This is a genomic window from Gemmiger sp. (assembly GCF_036306485.1).
In the GTDB taxonomy this organism is placed as follows: domain Bacteria; phylum Bacillota; class Clostridia; order Oscillospirales; family Ruminococcaceae; genus Gemmiger.
Genome location: NZ_JAXJZK010000021.1, coordinates 24,361 through 43,787, shown reverse-complemented (window position 1 = coordinate 43,787; position 19,427 = coordinate 24,361). Strand labels below are relative to the sequence as shown.

The window sequence follows — 19,427 nt, the reverse complement described above, 5'->3', positions numbered from 1 at the left end:
CGGCGCCAAGGCTGTCTCGAAGGATGTCTATCAGGAATCCGACGGCGGCAAGTGGGTCCGCTATGATGCCGAAGGCCGGATGGTCAAGGGCTGGGACGAGACCGAGGAAGGACGCTACTACTTCGATCCCATCACCGGCGCGATGGCCAAGGGCACGGTGCAGGTGGATGGTCAGACCTACCAGTTTGACACCGTGACCGGCCTGCTCAAATAATCATTCCCCTTTCTGACACGTTTGTATCCCGGGCACAGGCCCCGTTCCGCAAGGAACGGGGCCTGTGCTCATCTTGGTTTCCGGCCATCAGAAAAGGGCCGGCCCTGCGGCGGGTCGGCCCTCAAGCAAAACAGAATCAGTGTGCCTCGGTGCCCCAGGCTTCGATCTGCGTCAGGGCAGGGAAGGGGCTGGGATCGTCGGCCTTGCGCAGCTCACACAGGACCAGGCTGGTCACGGTGCGCGGCGCAATCGGGAAGGACTGCGGTTCGGAGGTCTTTTTCGGCTCAAACACCTCGCTGCTGCCGTCGCTGAACCGGACGGTTACCGCGGTCCACCAGCTGTCGTGGGGGAAATCCGCCCGCAGCGTCAGCCGGATCTCGTCGAGCGTCACCGGGCGCCCGAAGTCGAGCGTCAGCGCGGCGTTGGGGTCGCGGTTGATGCCCCAGCTCTGGTAAGGCCAGAAACCGTGGGCGTCATTCTCATAGATGCCGTCCACCGCGTTGCGGGCCGCAAAGACCGCTTCGCCGCGGGTCTCGACGTTGGCGCTGGCATGGGGGAAGAAACCGGTGTCCCCGTGCTCATCGTAGGGGTTGAACGCGAGGTTGCGGCGCGCGGCGATCTCCTCGGGCGTGGCGAACCGGGCGCGGATGATGTGGCATTCCCCGGTAAAGGATTTGGGGCTGTAGGTGATGGCCTGCTCGCCGAAGGGGATGTGGAAGTTGATCTCCCGCTTTTCCACATACAGCAGGGCAGGGGCCATCGTGTCCTCGAACTGGGCCACCACATACTGCCCCGGCGTGCCGATTTCGAGGGAAACGCGGTCCCCCGGCCGGTAGGCGGCGCGGTAAACCAGGCTCAGCTTTTCGCCGGCGGGGCAGGTCAGCAGCGTGTTGCCGACTTCGTCCAGAATTTTCAGTTTGATCAGTTCCATCACAGTGTTCCTCCTGTCAGCATGAAGCAATGACGACATTCAGTTGTCCGCAGAACCGCACCCGGGTGCGGTAGAGGGTGTCCGGCCAGGCAGCGCGCAGCCGCGGGTCGGTGATGGGCACCGCCTCGGTCTGTACGCCCCGCACATCGCCGGACAGCACGGCCTGACCCAGCGTGCCGAACCGCACGGTCTGGCCTTCCACGGCGGGGGCCTCGGCGCTCATCAGCGTCAGCAGCACTTCCCCGGGAAAATCGGTGGTGTCGTTGATGGTCAGCCCCGCCTCGGTCAGGCTGACCCGGCGGCGGTAGCTTCCCAGGCCGGGCACCTCGCCGTAGGCCGGGGCAATGTCCATGGACAGCCCGCCGGGAATGGTCTCGACATCGCGGGCGGCGTAGGCGGCGCCGTCCTTCTGGTCATAGACCGCGCCGTCCGCCGTGAACTGCGGCAGGTTGTGCCAGGCGGACTGCATGGTCCAGATCTCGTACCGCTGCGGGCTGAAGGTCTTTTTGCTGTATGTCTCGACGCCGATGTCGATCAGCAGCGGTTTGCCGTCCTTGTACAGCGTCACGCTGCCGGTGTCGTTGTGGTTGTGGCTGTCGGCGTTGCAGCCGGCCTTGATGCCTGCCACAAACCCGCCGGCACGGCAGACCCGCAGCCCCACGCTGGGATACCACGCATCCCCGGGACTGGACCCGGCGGCGGTGGCGGCGTAGCCGCGGACCTCCTCCTCGGCAAAGGCGGTCTGTACCATATAGAACAGGTTGATGCCCTCCGAGTCGTCGGTGCCCTGGCCGATGCGGTCGGGGTCGGGATCGGCCGCAAAATCGGCGGCGGCCAGCGCCATCAGCGGTTCGCTGCCCACCCGCTTGCCGAACAGGTATTCCCGCACGCCCCGGGCGCCCGCCAGCGGGCTGCAGTCCGAGAAGTTCAGGTAATACGGTCCCGAAACGTGCATATGCGCAATGTACTCGGCAATGTTGCGGATCTTGGGCTGCTGCCAGACCGTGTCGAACACGCCGGGCGCCAGCGCACAGAGCAGTTCCAGCGCATTGAAGAGGGTCAGGCCGGCGTGACGGTAATACTGCGCACCCTCGCTGCAGCAGCCGTCCTCACCGTAGTCTTTCAGGAAACAGTCAATGCTGTAGGCGGCCTGCCTGACCGCGGCCCGGGTCCGGGATGCACTGCCCGGATGCAGCAGCGCCGTGGCAATCAGGCAGTTCTGGGTGCACCAGGTCGTCCAGTTGCACATCGGCTCGTCGCCGTTGCCCATCCACCAGAATTTCCGGGTGGACCAGGGGCGCAGCACGCGGGTCTCCACCTCGCGGGCCAGACGTGCCGCCAGACCCGGCGCAAAGGTGTCCAGCTGCTTGCCCAGCAGATAGTGCACCATCGCCAGCAGGGCACCGGTCTCGGCCGCAAACAGGTCCACCACCGGACGGGAGGTGTCGGGCAGCGGCAGCTGGGGCGTGTCCCGGATATAGCTGTTGTGGGCGGGCAGCTGCCAGGCGCTCTCCTCACAGATGGCCCACAGCAGATCGGCAATGCGGGGCAGATAGTCCCCGGTGTCTCCCATGCACTCGGCCATGACCAGGCGGCAGAGCAGACGGCGCCGCCCGAAGTAGGCGTGTTCATACCGGGCCCGGTTGCCGGTCGCCGTGAAGTCCATCCACAGGCTCAGCGGCAGGGCCGGAATGTGCCGGGCTTCGCGGGCGGCCTCCCCGCCGCCGTACAGCCAGCGGTCAAAGCCGGGCAGGGAATCCCAGGCGCTGCGGTCGGTTACCCGCGGGCAGGGCTGCCAGCGCCCCGGGGTGAAGTCGCCGTGGGCGGCGAGCATCTCAGTCAACATCGTTGGTTTCCTCCTTGGAATCCGGGACGCCGCGCAGCTTCTGCAGATAGGCGCGCGGGCTCATCCCTTCGATTTTCTTGAATACCTTGCTGAAATAGAACGCACTCTCAAACCCCAGCCGTTCGCTGATCTCGTAGATCTTCAGGTCGGTGGAGGCCATCAGGTCCTTGGCGGCGGAGATGCGGGTCTCGGTCACGAACTCGACAAAGCTGGTCTCGCCGTTCTGGGTGAACAGCTGGCTCAGATAGCCGGGGCTGAAATTGAACACCGCCGCCACATCGTTGAGGGAGAGCTTCTTGTCGGGGTTCTTGCGGATGTAGTCCTGGACCTCTGCCACAATGCGGGCGCGGTGGTCCAGCGGGGTGCGGGCCTCGGCGCGGCAGTAGACGATGGGGGAGCGCTCACTGAGCAGCGGCAGTGCCGAGAACGCGGCTTTCTGGCTGCGGGGAATGTGGTGCAGCGTGCCGGTGGGCGTGCCCACCGCCCACCACAGGACGGTGGAAAAGTATTTGTACAGGATGTCGTTGGCCTTTTTCAGCACGGGGTTCAGCAGTTCCTCCAGCCCGTCCCGGCTCTGCAGCGGCAGCAGCACGAGAAAATGCCGCAGGTCCATCCCGGTCACATGGCAGGGCAGGTATTTGGGCAGGATGTCCGCCGCCATCCGGGTTACGCCGGAGCTCAGCGCCACCTGCTGTTCGGGGGAGAGCTCCCGGTTGCGGATGTCCGCAATGGCCACCGTATAGGCGGGAGCGTCGAGGGTCACACCGAGTTCCATCGCGTTCTTGCGGATGACATCGTCGGAGGGGAACATCCCGCTGTACAGCTGGATGAAAAACCGGTCGCGGTAGGCTTCAAGACTGCCCGTCATCGTCCGGGACGGCGCGCGCAGCACCCGTTCCTTCTCGATGGCTGTCCGGGCGCGGTCCAGCGCCGTGGTCAGATTTTCCGGCGTCAGGTCAATCTTGACCAGATAATCCACCGCGCCCAGCCCCATGCTGCGGCGTACATAGTCGAACTCCTCGTAACTCGTCAGCATGATAAAGACCGGAAGCGTCCCGTACCGTTCCCGGGACTGCGCCGCCAGCTGCAGACCGTCCAGCACCGGCATCCGGATATCCGACACCACAATGTCGGGCCGCTGTTCCCCGATCCGCTCCAGCGCGTCGGCGCCGTTGCGGGCGGTTCCCACCAGCTCGTACCCCAGGGCGTTCCAGTCCAGCATGCTCTGCATTCCGATCAGAACCAGAGGTTCATCATCCACCAGTAAAACACGAATCATGCCTGCACTCCTTTCTGTTGCGAATTCCCGGGCAGACGCACCGTGACCGAGGTGCCCTGCCCCACCGTGGAGGAGATGGAAAGGCCATATCCATCTCCGAAACTGTATTGCAGACGTCGATGGACGTTCCACATTCCCACATGGCGATACTTGGCCGCGGCCTCCGCGGGACCCGGCTCGGTCAGCGCCTTGGCGGCCTGTTCGGGCGTCATGCCCACGCCGTCGTCGGTCAGCACGATCAGCACATCGCTGCTGTCGGGCGCATGGGCCACCGTCAGTTCAATGCTGCCGGCACAGCCCTTCGGCTCGATGCCGTGGAAGATGGCGTTCTCCACCAGAGGCTGCAATGTGAAGCGGGGAATCAGCACATTCTGGCAGAACCGTTCATCCTCGATGTAAGTCACGTCCATCGTGATGGTGCCGCCGTAGCGGTATTGCTGGATCGTGAAATAGTCGTTGAGCAGCGCAAACTCTTCCTGCAGCGGCACGAGCTTCTCGTTGCCCTTGGAGACGCTCTTGAGCAGCCGGGACAGCGCGGTGGTCATCTCGGCAATGCCGGGGGCGTGCTGGATCGTCGCCATCCACTTGATGCTGTTGAGCGTATTGTACAGGAAATGGGGGTTGATCTGGTTTTGCAGCATCCGGTATTCCAGGTCCTGCTTGGCCTTCTCGTCCTCCAGGCGGCGGTTCATCATCGTGAGCATCCGCTCGGACAGCCCGTTGATGCCGCGGCCGATGTCGCCCATCTCGTTGTTCCACTCAATGTCGTGGTTGGGCGAGAAATCGCCCTGGCCGACCCGCTCCAGCTGGTCCTGCAGCGCCTTGACCGGCACCGCCACGACCCGGCGGAGCAGCAGCGCCAGGATCACACCGAGCGTCAGAATGACCATCACGCTGTACAGCAGCGACCGGGGCAGGCTGGGCAGCTCCTCCCACAGCGGCGCCAGCGGGACCGTCTTGGCAATGTACATGCCGCTGCTTCCCACCGGGGAGCCGAGCAGCAGTTCGCCGCTGTTGAGTTTCCACACCGCGGTGCGCAGGTCCAGCAGCCGGATGTTGTCGGGCATCTGGGTGCGGGTCAGCTTTTCATCGGGCAGGATGGTCAGACCGCTGCTGTTGACCTCATAGATGTGGCCGTTCATGATCCAGTACAGCGCACTGTCATCCAGCAGGTCGGAACTGCGCAGATAGTCGGTGATCATCGACACCGACACCGCAATGTAGACCGACGCCGTCTTGCCGCCCGAACCGTAGATCGTGCGGGTGACCGGGATATACTGCACTTCATTGAACAGCACCAGCGGGTCAATGCAGACCATCGACCAGGAATTGTCCCGGCTGCCCTCAAAGAAGAAGGGGAACTTTTCAAGGCTGCCCTCCGGGGTCAGTGACTGGGACTGGCTGATGATGGTGCCCAGCTGGATCAGCCGGTTGCTCCCGTTTGCAAGAATGAACCTTAATATATAGCGGGAAGCGTGCATGGACAAATACCGGTTCGATATGGTATTGTAAGTACTCAGCATCAGGTCGTGGGAGTCATAGCTGTACAGGGCGTAGTTCCGCACCGAGGTGTCCGCCACGCACCAGTCGGCCAGCGAATCAATCTCGCTCGCGGATTGCTGCAGATCCCCCGCGGCCAGCTGCAGCGCATACTCGGTGCCCTGCACGGTGGCGCGGCAGGATTCCAGATACGCCGAATACACGCTGCCGGCGCTGACCATCAGCCCGATCAGCACGGCGAACAGAAGGGAAAGTACGATGATCTCATGTTGGATTCGCTTGCGCGTGTGCATAAATTCTCCTACCAGATGTTCACAAAACGGATACAAAATATAAAAACTTTAATAAACATTATATAAAATATACCACAATAACGCAAAGGAATTTGGTATATATATGAAAAAAATACATCTTTCTAAAAATTTTACAGCTTTTTAACGTGCAGGTCTCGAAAAAATACAGATTCACCCGATAAATTTCCATTCGATTCGACACGGGCAAAAGCTATAATGAAAACGTCAAAAGGAGCCGGCCCCCTGCGGGCCGACAGAAGAAACAGGAGGAAAACACACTATGAAAAAGGCACTTGCTCTGACCATGGCCGCTGCCATGGCACTGTCTCTGGCCGCCTGTGGCTCCAGCTCTTCGAGCGAAGCCGCTTCGGACTCGACCTCTTCTGCCGCGACGTCCACCTCTACCGAAGGCACCGAAGAGTCCGCCGGTGAGGCCGTCACCCTGAACTGGGCTGTCTGGGATCTGGAGTCCACCGCTTACTGGAAGGCGATGGCCGACGGCTACATGGCCAGCCACCCCAATGTCACCATTGAGATGACCGACCTGGGCTCCACCGATTACATGACCCAGCTGGCCGGCGGCAACGGCGAGCTGGATATCCTGACCATCAAGGATATCCCCGGCTACTCCAACCTGATCAACCTCGAAATGCTCGTTCCGATGAACGACATCCTGACCCGTGACACCGCTGACTTCGGCGGCGTTATCGAGCAGCTGACCGCCAGCGACGGCAACTTCTACGCTGTCCCGTTCCGTTCTGACTTCTGGGTTCTGTTCTACAACAAGGATCTGTTCGATCAGGCCGGTCTGGAATATCCGTCCAACGACATGACCTTCGATCAGTTCGATCAGCTGATCCGTGAAGTCGCTGCCGCCACCGGCGTTTACGGCAACTTCTATCACACCTGGCGTTCCGACGTGACCCTGTTCGGCATCCTGGATGGCCAGAACACGATCATCGACGGCAACTACGACTTCCTGAAGCCGTACTACGAGACCGTCCTGTCTGAGCAGGCCGACAAGGTCGTGCCTGACTACGGCGAACTGAAGACCTCCGCTCTGCACTACTCCGCCGCCTTCGAGAATGGCCAGGCTGCGATGTGCAACATGGGCAGCTGGTTCATCGCCACCCTGCAGACCTACAACAACGAAGCCGCTGAGAACGGTGTTGAGCCGGTCAACTTCGGTATCGTCAAGTATCCTCATCCGGACGGAGTCGCTGCCGGCACCACGCTGGGCACTGTGACCAGCCTGGGCATCAACCCCTACTCCGAGAACCAGGCCGCTGCTGCGGACTTCATCAACTGGTGTGTCTCTGACGAGGGCGCTGCTGCCATCGCCGCCACCGGCACCTTCCCGGCCGTCTCCAACGACCAGATCAACGAGATCATCGCTTCCACCGAAGGCTTCCCCTCTGACGAAGCTTCCAAGGAAGCTCTGAACACCACCGCCGTTTACCTCGAGATGCCTCTGACCGACAAGGCCAGCGAGATCGAGACTGTCCTCAACCAGGAGCATGACGCCATCATGACCGGCGCCGAGTCCGTTGACGAGGGCATTGCCAACATGAACGAGCAGGTCCAGGAAATCCTGGCCGGCTGATCCCCGGAAATATAACACCGTAACGGATCTTTCGCAGCCAATCAGCGGGGCGGGCGAGCTCGCCCGCCTCGCTTCTTTTATGGTTCTGCGGAACAATCTCAGTCCTGAGGAGGAATAGACATGCCCGAAACCGCTCAAACCGCGCCTGCGGTCAAAAAGAAGGGAATGAGCAAAAGTCTGCGCGAAAGCCTGGTTGCGTACAGCTTCATCGCACCGAACTTTATCGGATTTTGCATCTTTACCCTGGTTCCGATGATCTTTGCAATCGGACTCGCCTTCTGCGAATGGGATGGCGTGCATCCTGTTGAGTTCATCGGTCTGCAGAACTTTGTGGATCTGCTGGATGACAACACCTTCAAGGCGTCCTTTGTCAACACCATTGTCTACACCATCGGCACGGTGCCTCTTACGCTGGTCTGCAGCCTGGGCCTGGCCGTTCTGCTCAATCAGAAAGTCAAGTTCCGCAACTTCTTCCGTACCGTTTCTTTCTTCCCGTACGTTGCTTCTCTGGTCGCCGTCGCCGCGGTCTGGAACATGATCTTCAGCCCCTCCATGGGCCCGGTCAACCAGCTGCTCGCCTCCCTCGGCGTTGAGAACCTGCCCCGCTGGGCAGCCGGCAAGGAAACCGCCATGCTGACGGTTATCCTGTTCAGCGTCTGGAAGAACATGGGTTACTACATGGTCATCTACCTGGCCGGCCTGCAGGGCACCAACCTCGAACTCAACGAGGCCGCCGAGCTGGACGGCGCCAACAAGTGGCAGATCTTCTGGAACGTCATTCTGCCTCAGCTGCGTCCCACCACCTTCTTCGTCATCATCATGCTGACCATCTCCTCCTTCAAGGTGTATGATCAGATGTACATGATCACCCAGGGCGGCCCCGGCAACGCGACCATGACGCTGGTGTACGACATCTACAACGTCGCCTTCGTCAACACGCCGCGCTACGGCTACGCCAGCGCCATCTCGATGGTTCTGTTCGTTCTGGTCCTGATCGTCACGATCGTTCAGTTCCGCGGCTCTGCCGCCAACGACTAAGGAAAGGAGGAAATCAACATGGCTGAAACACTTGCTGTCAAATCGCATTCCGCTAAAATGCAGCACCGCGTCACGATGGTCGTGATCTACGTTCTGCTGGTCGTCGTCGCCGCGCTGATGCTGGTTCCCTTCCTGTGGATGCTTTCGGCGTCCTTCAAGATGAACAAGGACGTTTTCTCCTTCCCCATCGAGTGGATTCCTTCCAACCCCCGTCCCCGCAACTATGTGGACATCTGGACCAAGATCCCGCTGCTCACCTTCATTCTGAACACCGCCAAGCTGACCATCATCGTCACGCTGCTCCAGCTCTTCACCTCCAGCTTCGCCGCCTATGCGTTCGCCAAGCTGAACTTCAAGGGCAAGAAAGCGCTGTTCCTGGGCTACATCGCCACCATCGCGGTGCCCTGGCAGGCGTACATGGTCCCGCAGTTCATGATGATGCGTTCCTGGGGCCTGAACAACACCCATCTGGCCATCATCTGCCTGCAGGCGTTCTCCGCCTTCGGCGTCTTCCTGATGAAGCAGTTCTATGAGGGTGTCCCCACCGAACTGTGTGAGGCTGCCCGTATCGACGGCCTGTCCGAGTACGGCATCTGGTGGCGCATCATGCTGCCGCTGTCCAAGCCGGCTCTGTCCACGCTGACCATCTTCACCTTCGTCTCCACCTGGAACGACTTCCTCGGTCCCCTGATCTACCTCACCAAGACCGAGCTCAAGACCATCCAGATTGGTCTGCGTATGTTCATCAGCCAGTACTCCGCTGAGTACGGCCTGATCATGGCCGCTTCGGTCATCGCGCTGATCCCGGTGCTGATCGTCTTCCTCAGCCTGCAGAAATATTTCGTGCAGGGTGTTGCGTCCGCCGGTCTGAAAGGTTAAACTTTACCCCAAGGGGGCACGGTGCAAAATGCCCGTGCCCCTTTTTCCTGTAAAATGAGGTGCTGCTTATGAAAACGTATTCTCTGCCCGTCATGACCGATGCCCAGGCCGCGGCTGCTCTCGATGAGGCCGTCAGCCAGGTGCGCATCAACCTGCCCCTGTACACCGATCACTGCCAGAATCATTCCAGCGTGAACGGCATCTATCCCGCCTGCGAAAACAACCAGTGGACCTGCGGCTTCTGGCCCGGCGAAGTCTGGCTGTCCTACGAGCGCACCGGGGACGAGGCCTTCCGCAAGACCGCCGAAACCCTGGTCCGCAGCTTTGCCGACCGCATCGACCGCAAGATCGAGGTCGACCATCACGACATGGGCTTCCTGTACAGCCCGTCCTGCGTGGCCGCCTACAAACTGACCGGCAGCGAGCTGGGCCGCGACGCCGCCATCAAGGCCGCCGACCAGCTGATCACCCGGTTCCAGCCCAAGGGCCGTTTCATCCAGGCCTGGGGCGAGATGGGTGCGCCGGAAAACTACCGCTACATCATTGACTGCCTGCTCAACCTGCCGCTGCTCTACTGGGCCAGCGAGACCACCGGTGACCCCAAGTACGCCGACATCGCCCACCAGCACATCACGACCTGCCTGGCCAACTCCTTCCGTCCCGACGGTTCCACCTACCACACCTTCTTCATGAACCCCGACGGCACGCCCAGCCACGGCGCGACCTGCCAGGGCTACCGGGACGACAGCTTCTGGGCCCGCGGCCAGGCCTGGGGCGTGTACGGCAGTGTGCTGAGCTACCGCTACACCCATAACCCCGAGTATTTTGCCACCTTCCGCAAGGCGCTGGACTTCTATCTGACCCGCCTGCCGGATGATCTGGTGCCCTACTGGGATATGATCTTCACCTCCGGCACCGAGGAACCGCGCGACTCTTCCTCCGCGGCCATCGTGGCCTGCGGTCTGCTCGAGGCCGCCAAGTATGCCGAGGGCGAGGAGGCCGAGAGCTACCGCACGCTGGCCCGCCAGATGCTGGGCAGCCTGGCCGAGCACTATGCGGTGCGGGATCATCGGCCCGGCGCCGGCCAGCTGGCCCACGGCACCTACAGCAAGAAGAGCCCCTACAACACCTGCACCCCCGAGGGCGTGGATGAATGCACGAGCTGGGGCGACTATTTCTACATGGAAGCACTGACCCGCCTGACCAAGGATTGGGAACTGTATTGGTAATTGTCATCACAAGAACAGGAAGGTGAAACCGTTATGTTGTATCCGCAACAAAATGCCGCCCGCCTTCGGGTGGGACTGGACGGGCTGTGGGATTTCTGCCTCAGCCATGACCTGAACGGCGGGGACATCGACCCGGCCGCGCCGCTGCCCGCACCCCGTCGGATGGCGGTGCCCGCCAGCTACAACGACCAGGGCGAGGACCGCGAACTGCGCGACCACTACGGCTGGGCGTATTATCAGCGGGATATCACGCTGCCGGCCCTGTGTGCCGGCCAGCGCGTCGTGCTGCGCTTCGGCGCCGTCACCCACAAGGCCCGCGTCTGGCTCAACGGCAAGCTGATCGCCGAGCACAAGGGCGGATTCCTGCCCTTTGAGGCCGAGGTGACCGAGCTGCTTCATCCCGGCGAGACCGTCCGCCTGACCGTTGCCTGCGACAACCGGGTGGATCACTCGACGCTGCCGGTTGGCAACGAGCCCGGCCAGATCGCCTTCTTCGGCAGCGACAACGCCGGCATCCCCAGCGTTGAGCACGCCAAGGCGAGCGCCGCCCCGCAGAACCGCCCCAACTTTGACTTCTTCAACTTTGCCGGCATCCATCGCCCCGTCTGGCTCTGCACCACCCCCGCCGCCTATCTGCGGGACATCACGCTGGTGCCGCACAATGACGGCCGCGTGGAGTATCGTCTGGACACGGTCGGGGAGGGTAAGGCCGAGATCGAGATCCTGGCGCCGGACGGCAGCACAGTCGCCCGCGCCGAGGGTACCGAGGGCACCGTGACGGTCCCCGCGCCCCAGCTGTGGGAACCCTGGCCCGGCACGCCCAACCTCTACACCGCCCGCGTCCGGTTCGGCACCGATCTGTATGACCAGACCTTCGGCTTCCGCGAGATCCGGGTGGACGGCGTCCGGGTGCTGCTCAACGACAAGCCGGTCTACTTCAAGGGCTTCGGCAAACACGAGGACTCGGCCTTCCACGGCCGCGGCCTGGATGTCTGCCTCAACGTCAAGGATGTCTCGCTGCTGCACTGGCTGCACGCCAACGCCGTGCGTACCAGCCACTACCCGTACAGCGAGGAATTCTATGACCTGTGCGACCGGGAAGGCATCCTGGTCATCGACGAGACGCCCGCCGTCGGCATCGGTGCCGGCGCGGCCCAGGACCCCTACAAGACCTTCCCGATTGCGGAACATCACCGCGATGTCCTGACCGACATGATCGACCGCGACAAGAACCATCCCTGCGTCATCATGTGGAGCCTGGGCAACGAGCCCGATCTCGAGCACTTCCCGCAGTCGGCCTACGATTACTGGCGTCCGCTCTATGAGCTGGCCCATGCGCTGGACCCGCAGAACCGCCCCGTCACGCTGGTCTGCTGCCAGAACGACTACACCAAGGACATCACCACCCGCACGATGGACGTGGTCTGCCTGAACCGCTATTACGGCTGGTACAACCTGTCCGGTGACCTCGATGCGGCCTGCAGCGCCTGGAATGAGGAGCTGGATTTCTGGGCCGAGCAGGGCAAACCCGTCATGTTCACCGAGTACGGTGCCGACACCGTCGAGGGTCTGCACGATACCCGCGCCGGCATGTTCAGCGAGGAATACCAGGCCGAATACTTTGACCGCATCAATGCCGAGATCGACAAGCGGCCCTTCTTTGTGGGCGAACTGCTCTGGAACTTTGCGGACTTTGCGACCATCCAGGGCCCCATGCGCGTCGGCGGCAACCGCAAGGGCGTGCTGACCCGCGACCGCCGTCCCAAGCTGGCCGCCCATCTCCTGCGCCGCCGCTGGGCCGGCATCCCGAACTTTGGCTATAAGGAGTGACATCCATGGAACTGAAAACTCGCAGCGATTTTGAATCGCTGATGCTGCGGATTCTGGACCCGCTCAAACCGCTCTACTCCGAAGGCGGCGCCCTGCTGCAGCTGGGGGAGACCGGCGTGACCTATCCGCGCCGCACCATCGGGATGGAAGGCTTCTCCCGCCCGCTGTGGGCGCTGGCGCCCTACTGGCTGGGCGGCGGCAAGGCCGAGGACTTTGCCGGGATCTACCGCCGCGGCCTGGCCAGCGGCACCGATCCCCGGGGCCCCGAATACTGGGGCGATCCCGCCGACTATGACCAGCTCTTTGTCGAGATGGCGGCCATCGGCTGCGCCATCCTCGAGGTGCCGCAGATCGTCTGGAACCCCCTGACCGATGCCGAGAAGCAGAACCTGGCCCGCTGGCTGAACACCATCAACGAACACGAGCTGCCCCACTGCAACTGGCTGTTCTTCCGGGTGCTGGTCAACCTGGCCCTGGATTCGGTCGGCATGCCCTGCGACATCGAACTGATGTACCGCGACCTCGACGAGGTGGACAGCTGGTATGTCGGCGACGGCTGGTACACCGACGGCACGCCGGACATCAAGCCCCAGCGTGACTACTACATCCCCTGGGCAATCCAGTATTACGGCGTGCTGTACAGCGTCTTTGCGGCCAAGCGGGACCCCGCCCGCGCCCGCAAGTTCCGGGAGCGCGCGATGGCTTTCGGCCGGGAATTCGCCTACTGGTTTGACCCCAACGGCGCCGCGCTGCCCTACGGCCGCAGCCTGGGCTACCGGTTCGGCCAGTGCGCCTTCTACTCGGCCTGCGTCTTTGCCGGCCTCGAGCCCCTGCCGCTGCCCGTCATGAAGGGCATCATCACCCGCAACCTGGACTGGTGGTGCTCCCGCCCCATCTTTGACCGGGACGGCGTGCTGACCATCGGCTACACCTATCCCCAGCTCTACATGAGCGAGCGCTACAATTCCCCGGGCAGCCCCTACTGGGGCATGAAGACCTTCCTGGTCATGGCCCTGCCGGAGGATCACCCCTTCTGGAGCGCCGAGTCCGCCCCGCTGCCCGAACTGCCCGCCCTCTACGCGATGAAGAGCGCCGACCTGCTCTTCCAGCGCCTGCCGGACGGCCAGGTCAACGCCTACGCCCCCGCCGAAGTGGAGTACAACGAACACGGCCAGTTCAGCGAGAAATACGGCAAGTTCGTCTACAACACCCGGTTCGGCTTCTCGGCCAGCCGCAGCTATGTGCAGCTTGAGCAGGCCGCGCCGGACAGCATGCTGGCCTTCGTCATTGACGGCTACACCTTCATCCGCCGTCACAGCGAATCCTTCCAGCTCTGGGGCGACCGCCTGATCAGCAAGTGGTCTCCGTTTGCCGGCATCACCGTTGTCACCGAGCTGATCCCCACCGGAAAAGGCCATATCCGCCGCCATACCGTCCAGAGCAGCATCGCCTGCACGGCCTATGACTGCGGCTTTGCGGTGCCCAAGTTCTGCGCCGGGTTCGCCTCCTCCGCCGCCGATGCGGCCGCCGAGGCCCACAACGACAAGCTGAGCTGCTCGGTCACCGGTCAGGAGGGCGGCACCGGCGTCATCGTCGATGCCTGGCCCAACACCAGCCTGTATGCGGTCAACACGGTGATCCCCGCCGTCCGGTACGACATCCCGGTCGGCAGCGTGACGCTGGAAACCCGCGTTGAAAGCGAAAGCCGATAACTCGGTAAGAGGTTCAGAGAGGACGCGCCCGCCGTGCCCTCTCTGGACCTTTTGCCGCTGTCTGCGGCAGAAAGGAACGATATGAAGACGACTACACCCGATCTGCGCTGGCTGAGCGACCCCACCATTTTCCGGGTCAACCGGCTGGATGCCCATTCTGACCATGTCTGCTACCGCACGGCCGAGGAAGCCGCCGCCCGCCGCACCAGCCTGCGGCAGAGCCTGGACGGGGAATGGCGCTTTGCCTACAGTGCCTGCCCCGCCGTCCGCCCCGCCGATTTCTGGCGTGAGGACGCGGATCTCTCCTCCTTCGGGTCCATCCGCGTGCCCGGCCACATCGAAACCCAGGGCTACGGTCAGCTGCAATATACCAACACCCTCTACCCCTGGGACGGCCGCGTCGCCCTGCGTCCGCCGCAGGTGGATCTGGACAACGACCCGGTGGGCAGCTATGTGACCTTCTTCGACCTCGACGAGGGACTGCGCGGCAAGCGCGTCTGCGTCAGCTTCCAGGGCGTGGAGCAGGCGTTCTACCTCTGGTGCAACGGCACCTTTGTGGGCTATGCCGAGGACAGCTTCACCCCCTCGGAATTTGACCTGACCGACTGCCTGCGGGATACCGACAACCGCCTGTGCGTCGAGGTATACAAGCGCAGCAGCGCAGCCTGGATCGAGGACCAGGACTTCTTCCGGTTCTCCGGCATTTTCCGCCCGGTCTATCTCTACGCCAAGCCGGAACTGCATCTCGAGGACCTCTGGCTGCGGGCGGACCTGTCGCAGGACAACACCGTCGGTCTGCTGACCCCGGTACTCTGCCTCAGCGGCCGCACCGAGGGCGCTGCGGTGCACTGCCGCATCGAGGACCGGGAAGGCTTTGCCCTCTTTGACGAGGACCTCACCGACACGGCGGGCGGCCAGACCATCGAGCTGGCGGGCATCACGCCCTGGTCGCACACGGCGCCGGTGCTCTACCATGTCACGCTGACCCTGACCGATGCCGCCGGCACCGTGCAGGAGGTCGTGCCCTATGACATCGGCTTCCGCCGCTTCGAGATGAAGGACGGCGTCATGTGCCTCAACGGGGAGCGCGTCGTGTTCAACGGCGTCAACCGCCATGAGTGGAACGCCGCGGACGGTCGTGCAATCGGCCCCGAGGACATGTATGCCGCCATGGAGGTGTTCCGCCGCAACAACATCAATGCGGTGCGCACCTGCCATTATCCCGACCAGACGCTGTGGTATGAACTGTGTGACCGCAACGGCATCTACATGATCGACGAGACCAACCTCGAAAGCCACGGCAGCTGGCAGAAACTCGGCGCCGTGGACCCCAGCTGGAATGTCCCCGGCAGCCTGCCGGAATGGCGGGACTGCGTCGTGGACCGTGCCCGGAGCATGTTCGAGCGCGACAAGAACCACTGTGCGATCCTGATCTGGTCCTGCGGCAATGAGAGCTATGCCGGCGAGGACATCCGTGCCATGAGCCGCTTCTTCCACGAGAAGGACCCCGGCCGTCTGGTGCATTATGAGGGCGTGTTCCACAACCGCGCTTTTGACGATATCAGCGATATGGAGAGCCGGATGTACGCCAAGCCCTGGGAAATCCGGGAATACCTGGAATCCCACCCGGCCAAGCCCTTCCTGCTCTGCGAGTATATGCACGATATGGGCAACAGCCTGGGCGGCATGGAGAGCTACATCCGCCTGGCCGAGGAGTTCCCCCAGTACCAGGGCGGTTTCATCTGGGACTACATGGACCAGGCGCTCTGGCACACCGATGCGCTGGGACGCCGCGTGCTGGGCTACGGCGGTGATTTCGGCGAGCGCACGACGGACTACAACTTCAGCGGCAACGGCATCGTCTTTGCGGACGGCACCGAAAAGCCCGCCATGCAGGAAGTGCGCTACTGGTATGCCGATGCGGCCGCCCGCGCCGCGCAGGATGCCCGCAACGCCGCCGCAGCCGACCGCAGCCGCCGCAGCCTGGCCGCGGCCTGGGAGAGCCGTCCCCGGAGCCCGCTGACCGTGACCCGGGGCGACGGCAACATCGGCGTGCGGGGCGACGGATTCGAGATCCTCTTCTCGCTGACCGAGGGCGGTCCCGCTTCGCTGCGGGTCGGCGGCACCGAATGGCTCTGGCGCGCTCCGCGTCCGGCCTTCTGGCGTGCCTGCACTGACAATGACCGCGGCAACGGCTTTGATCGCCGCAGCGGCGCCTGGATGGCCGCGGATGCCTTCCCGGCCTGCACGGGGTACGAGGTGCTCGCCGAGAGCGCGGATGCGTTCCGGATGGTGTATCGCTTTGAAACCGCCGCGGTGCCCGGCATCTGGGCAGAGCTGTTCTACACGGTGGAAACCGGGGGCGCTCTGCGGGTCAAGGCCGTCTACCACGGTGCGCCGGAAGCCCCCGAGCTGCCGGTGTTCGGCGTCAAGTTCCAGACCGCCGCGCCGGTGAGCCGGACCGTCTGGACCGGCCTTTCCGGCGAAACCTGCGCCGACCGCTGCAAGGGCGGCATCTTCGGCTGCCACGAGGAGGAACCGCACCTGACGCCGCATCTGGTGCCCCAGGACTGCGGCACCCACTGGGGAACCCAGCGCGTGCGTCTGGAACAGCGCGGCGTCAGCGGCGGCTGCCGGGCGGCCCTTGAACTGCAGATGACCGATACCCCATTCACCTTCAGCGCACTGCCCAACACGGCGCTGGAGATCGAGTCCGCACAGCATCTCTCCGAGCTGCCCGCGACGGGACGCACTGCCGTGTCGGTGCTCGGTGCCGTGCGCGGTGTGGGCGGAATTGACAGCTGGGGCTCCGATGTCGAGGCACCCTGGCACGTCAGCGGCCAGGAGGACCACAGCGTGGAGTTCCGCATCCTGCTGCGGTAAATAACAATCCCCATCAAAGAACCGGCGCCTTCCCAGGCAGGGAAGGCGCCGGTTTTTGCGTTTTACCAGATGCTGTCGTCGGTCGGGTGCTCCTTGATCAGGCCCAGCCGGTAAGCGTCGATCAGGCGGTGCAGGTCCTCCACCCGGGCCCGCAGGGCCACGCCCTCGTCGGTGTCCTCCACCAGGACCCGGTCGGTGTGGTTGTCGTCCACGACATCCACCCGGGACAGAATGTCCAGATTCTCCCGGACCGCCTTCTCGGCGGTCTCAAAGGGCTGATGGGTGCGCAGGCTCATGCCGTGGCTGGAATACACCAGCGTATAGCCCGCAATGCCGGTTCGCTCATGGTAGGCGCGGCAGAACCCGCCGTCAATGACGAGCAGCCGTCCGCCGCCCTTGATGGGGCTTTCCCCCTCTTTCTCCCGCACCGGCACATGGCCGTTGACAATGTGGCAGCTGCCCGGAAGCCCGAACTCCGCCAGAATCCGGCAGCAGGCCGCCTCGTCATTGTACCAGGTGTAGTAGGGGTCCTTGATCTCCCGGTGGGTGCTCTCGTCGGCAATGTACAGCCGTTCAAAGGTGGTCATTGCGCTGCGCCCGAACAGCGGCGACAGCTTGCCGCACCACAGATACCACAGAAAATCCTGCCCGCTGCGCCGCTGGTCGGAGCCTTCCGGCGCATAGTAGCCCCGGCGGGCCCGCAGATCGCAGTAGTCCAGCAGGGCACGGCCCTGCAGCGTCTGGCCCTCAAAGGTCTCGGCCGCAAAGCTGCCGTCCTCCGTCATCGGCACCGCGCCGTGGAAGAGCAGACAGCCGTTCTCGATGTGATACACACCGCCCTTGGCATACAGGAACTCGACGTGCCGGCGCAGCTTCTCGCTGTTGCGGAAGGAATCCACCAGTTTCTTGAGCACAAATTCCTCGTCGGGATTCAGCTGCGCCGGGTGCGCCGGGTCGACGGTGGGAAAGGCGGTGTCGCGCAGCGGATAGACCTTGCCGTTCAGCTCCACCGTCCCGGCGGAGTAGTCAATGTGACGCAGGAAATCCCGTCCCTGCATCTTGAAATCCGGGTTGCGGTCAATGACCTGACATTCCAGCTTGAGCATCAGGATGGTGATGGCCTTGTGCATCACCGCACAGCGGTGCAGCATCCCCTCGGTGTAGGGGCCGCGCGCCTCGTCGGTGTGGGGCATCCAGAGGGTCAGATCGTCCTGGCCGTAATACTGCTCGGCCATCCGCAGCAGATGCCGCAGGTTGATGCCGTAAAAGTCCTCCAGCATGCCGTGGTTGTGGTAGGCCAGCGTTGTCTTGAGCACCGTGCAGCAGCACAGTGCGCTCCCCGCCGCGGCGCCCATCCAGACCACGTCGTGGTTGCCCCACTGAAAATCCACATTGTGGTGCCGCAGCAGCCGGTCCAGAATCAGGTCGGGCCGGGGACCGCGGTCAAACAGGTCGCCGATGATGTGCAGCTTATCCACCGAAAGCCGCTTGATCAGCTCGCAGAGCCGGATGATGAAGTTGTCCGCCCGGCCGTTCTTGATGATGCTGCCCACAATCTGGCCGTAGTACAGCGATTTGTTGTGATCCTCAAAATGGGCGTGCAGCAGCTCGTCAATGATGTGCCCGCAGCCCCGGGGCAGACACCCGCGCACATATTCCCGCGTGTGCTTGCTGGACACCATCCGGCAGATGTCGATGAGCCGCAGCAGCGTGATGCGGTACCAGTCGTTCAGACTCTGCTCGCTGGTACAGCGCTTTTTGAGCATCGGCAGCTTCTGGACCGGATAGTAGATCAGCGTGGCCAGCTCGGCCCGCGCCGCAGCCGGCACCGAGGACCCCAGCACGCGGTCGGTTTTTTCCCGGATGACACCCGAGGCCGAGTTCAGGATGTGGATGAAGGCTTCGTCCTCGCCGTGCAGATCGCTGATGTAATGCTCGGTCCCCTTGGGCAGCTTGGCCGTGGCTTCCAGCTTGATGACCTCGCTGGCCGCGGTGGCCTGGGTGGGGTAATCCCGTGCCAGCAGTTTGAGATATTTCAGATTGTCCGAGATCTCCGCAGTGCGTTCGTCCATACAACTCGGCCTCCTTTTGCTGCGGTTTGGTTCCTGCCTTTTATTGTACCTTTCGCGGCGGGGCGCCGTCAAGGCACAAAGCGCGCAAAACGGCCGGCCGGAACCGTCAGATTGCCCA

12 protein-coding genes and 1 pseudogene are annotated in these 19,427 nt (G+C 63.0%); 8 read left to right on the top strand and 5 right to left on the bottom strand.

Going from position 1 to position 19,427, the window contains the following annotated elements; all coding sequences use genetic code 11:
• Positions 1-214, top strand: a pseudogene (locus U0L91_RS05110) (hypothetical protein); the annotation flags it as partial.
• Positions 215-350: 136 nt separating this feature from the next.
• On the opposite strand, the gene U0L91_RS05105 reads toward U0L91_RS05110, so the two are convergent.
• Genes U0L91_RS05105 through U0L91_RS05090 form a run of 4 tightly spaced genes read right to left on the bottom strand, consistent with a single transcriptional unit; the run spans position 351 to position 6,063 of the window.
• Positions 351-1,145 carry a carbohydrate-binding protein gene (locus tag U0L91_RS05105; protein ID WP_330045137.1) on the bottom strand — a complete coding sequence of 265 codons (795 nt, stop codon included), beginning with the start codon at positions 1,143-1,145 and terminating at the stop codon, positions 351-353.
• A gap of 16 nt (positions 1,146-1,161) precedes the next feature.
• Positions 1,162-2,991, bottom strand: coding sequence for a heparinase II/III domain-containing protein (locus U0L91_RS05100; RefSeq protein WP_330045136.1), 1,830 nt, complete (start codon positions 2,989-2,991; stop codon positions 1,162-1,164).
• Complete coding sequence (locus U0L91_RS05095) at positions 2,981-4,270, bottom strand: response regulator (RefSeq protein WP_330045135.1); 1,290 nt, start codon at positions 4,268-4,270, stop codon at positions 2,981-2,983. Before U0L91_RS05095 ends, U0L91_RS05100 begins: the two co-directional genes overlap by 11 nt.
• The gene (locus U0L91_RS05090; protein WP_330045134.1) at positions 4,267-6,063 is read right to left on the bottom strand and encodes a sensor histidine kinase; all 1,797 of its coding nucleotides are present in this window, start codon (positions 6,061-6,063) and stop codon (positions 4,267-4,269) included. The genes U0L91_RS05095 and U0L91_RS05090 overlap by 4 nt, the downstream gene beginning before the upstream one ends.
• Positions 6,064-6,343: 280 nt before the next feature.
• Here U0L91_RS05090 and U0L91_RS05085 point away from each other — a divergent pair, with 280 nt between their 5' ends.
• The 7 genes from U0L91_RS05085 to U0L91_RS05055 all read left to right on the top strand — a co-directional run bounded on the left by U0L91_RS05085 (position 6,344) and on the right by U0L91_RS05055 (position 17,237).
• A complete protein-coding gene (locus U0L91_RS05085) occupies positions 6,344-7,666 on the top strand; it encodes an extracellular solute-binding protein (protein ID WP_330045133.1) in 1,323 nt (440 codons plus the stop codon).
• A gap of 120 nt (positions 7,667-7,786) precedes the next feature.
• On the top strand, positions 7,787-8,704 hold the full coding sequence (locus U0L91_RS05080; RefSeq protein WP_330045132.1) for a carbohydrate ABC transporter permease: 918 nt from the start codon (positions 7,787-7,789) through the stop codon (positions 8,702-8,704).
• A gap of 18 nt (positions 8,705-8,722) precedes the next feature.
• Positions 8,723-9,583 (top strand): carbohydrate ABC transporter permease, encoded by an 861-nt coding sequence (locus U0L91_RS05075; RefSeq protein WP_330045131.1) that lies wholly within the window; start codon positions 8,723-8,725, stop codon positions 9,581-9,583.
• 68 nt (positions 9,584-9,651) lie between these two features.
• Positions 9,652-10,812 carry a glycoside hydrolase family 88 protein gene (locus U0L91_RS05070; RefSeq protein WP_330045130.1) on the top strand — a complete coding sequence of 387 codons (1,161 nt, stop codon included), beginning with the start codon at positions 9,652-9,654 and terminating at the stop codon, positions 10,810-10,812.
• A gap of 33 nt (positions 10,813-10,845) precedes the next feature.
• The gene (gene uidA, locus U0L91_RS05065; protein WP_330045129.1) at positions 10,846-12,642 is read left to right on the top strand and encodes a beta-glucuronidase; all 1,797 of its coding nucleotides are present in this window, start codon (positions 10,846-10,848) and stop codon (positions 12,640-12,642) included.
• 5 nt (positions 12,643-12,647) lie between these two features.
• Entirely contained in the window at positions 12,648-14,354 is a 1,707-nt protein-coding gene (locus tag U0L91_RS05060) for a DUF2264 domain-containing protein (protein ID WP_330045128.1), read from the top strand.
• Between the two features lie 81 nt (positions 14,355-14,435).
• A complete protein-coding gene (locus tag U0L91_RS05055) occupies positions 14,436-17,237 on the top strand; it encodes a glycoside hydrolase family 2 TIM barrel-domain containing protein (protein ID WP_330045127.1) in 2,802 nt (933 codons plus the stop codon).
• Positions 17,238-17,299: 62 nt separating this feature from the next.
• On the opposite strand, the gene U0L91_RS05050 is transcribed toward U0L91_RS05055, so the two are convergent.
• Positions 17,300-19,309, bottom strand: a complete 2,010-nt coding sequence (locus tag U0L91_RS05050; protein WP_330045126.1) for a fructose-1,6-bisphosphatase — start codon at positions 19,307-19,309, stop codon at positions 17,300-17,302.
• Positions 19,310-19,427: the final 118 nt, after the last annotated feature.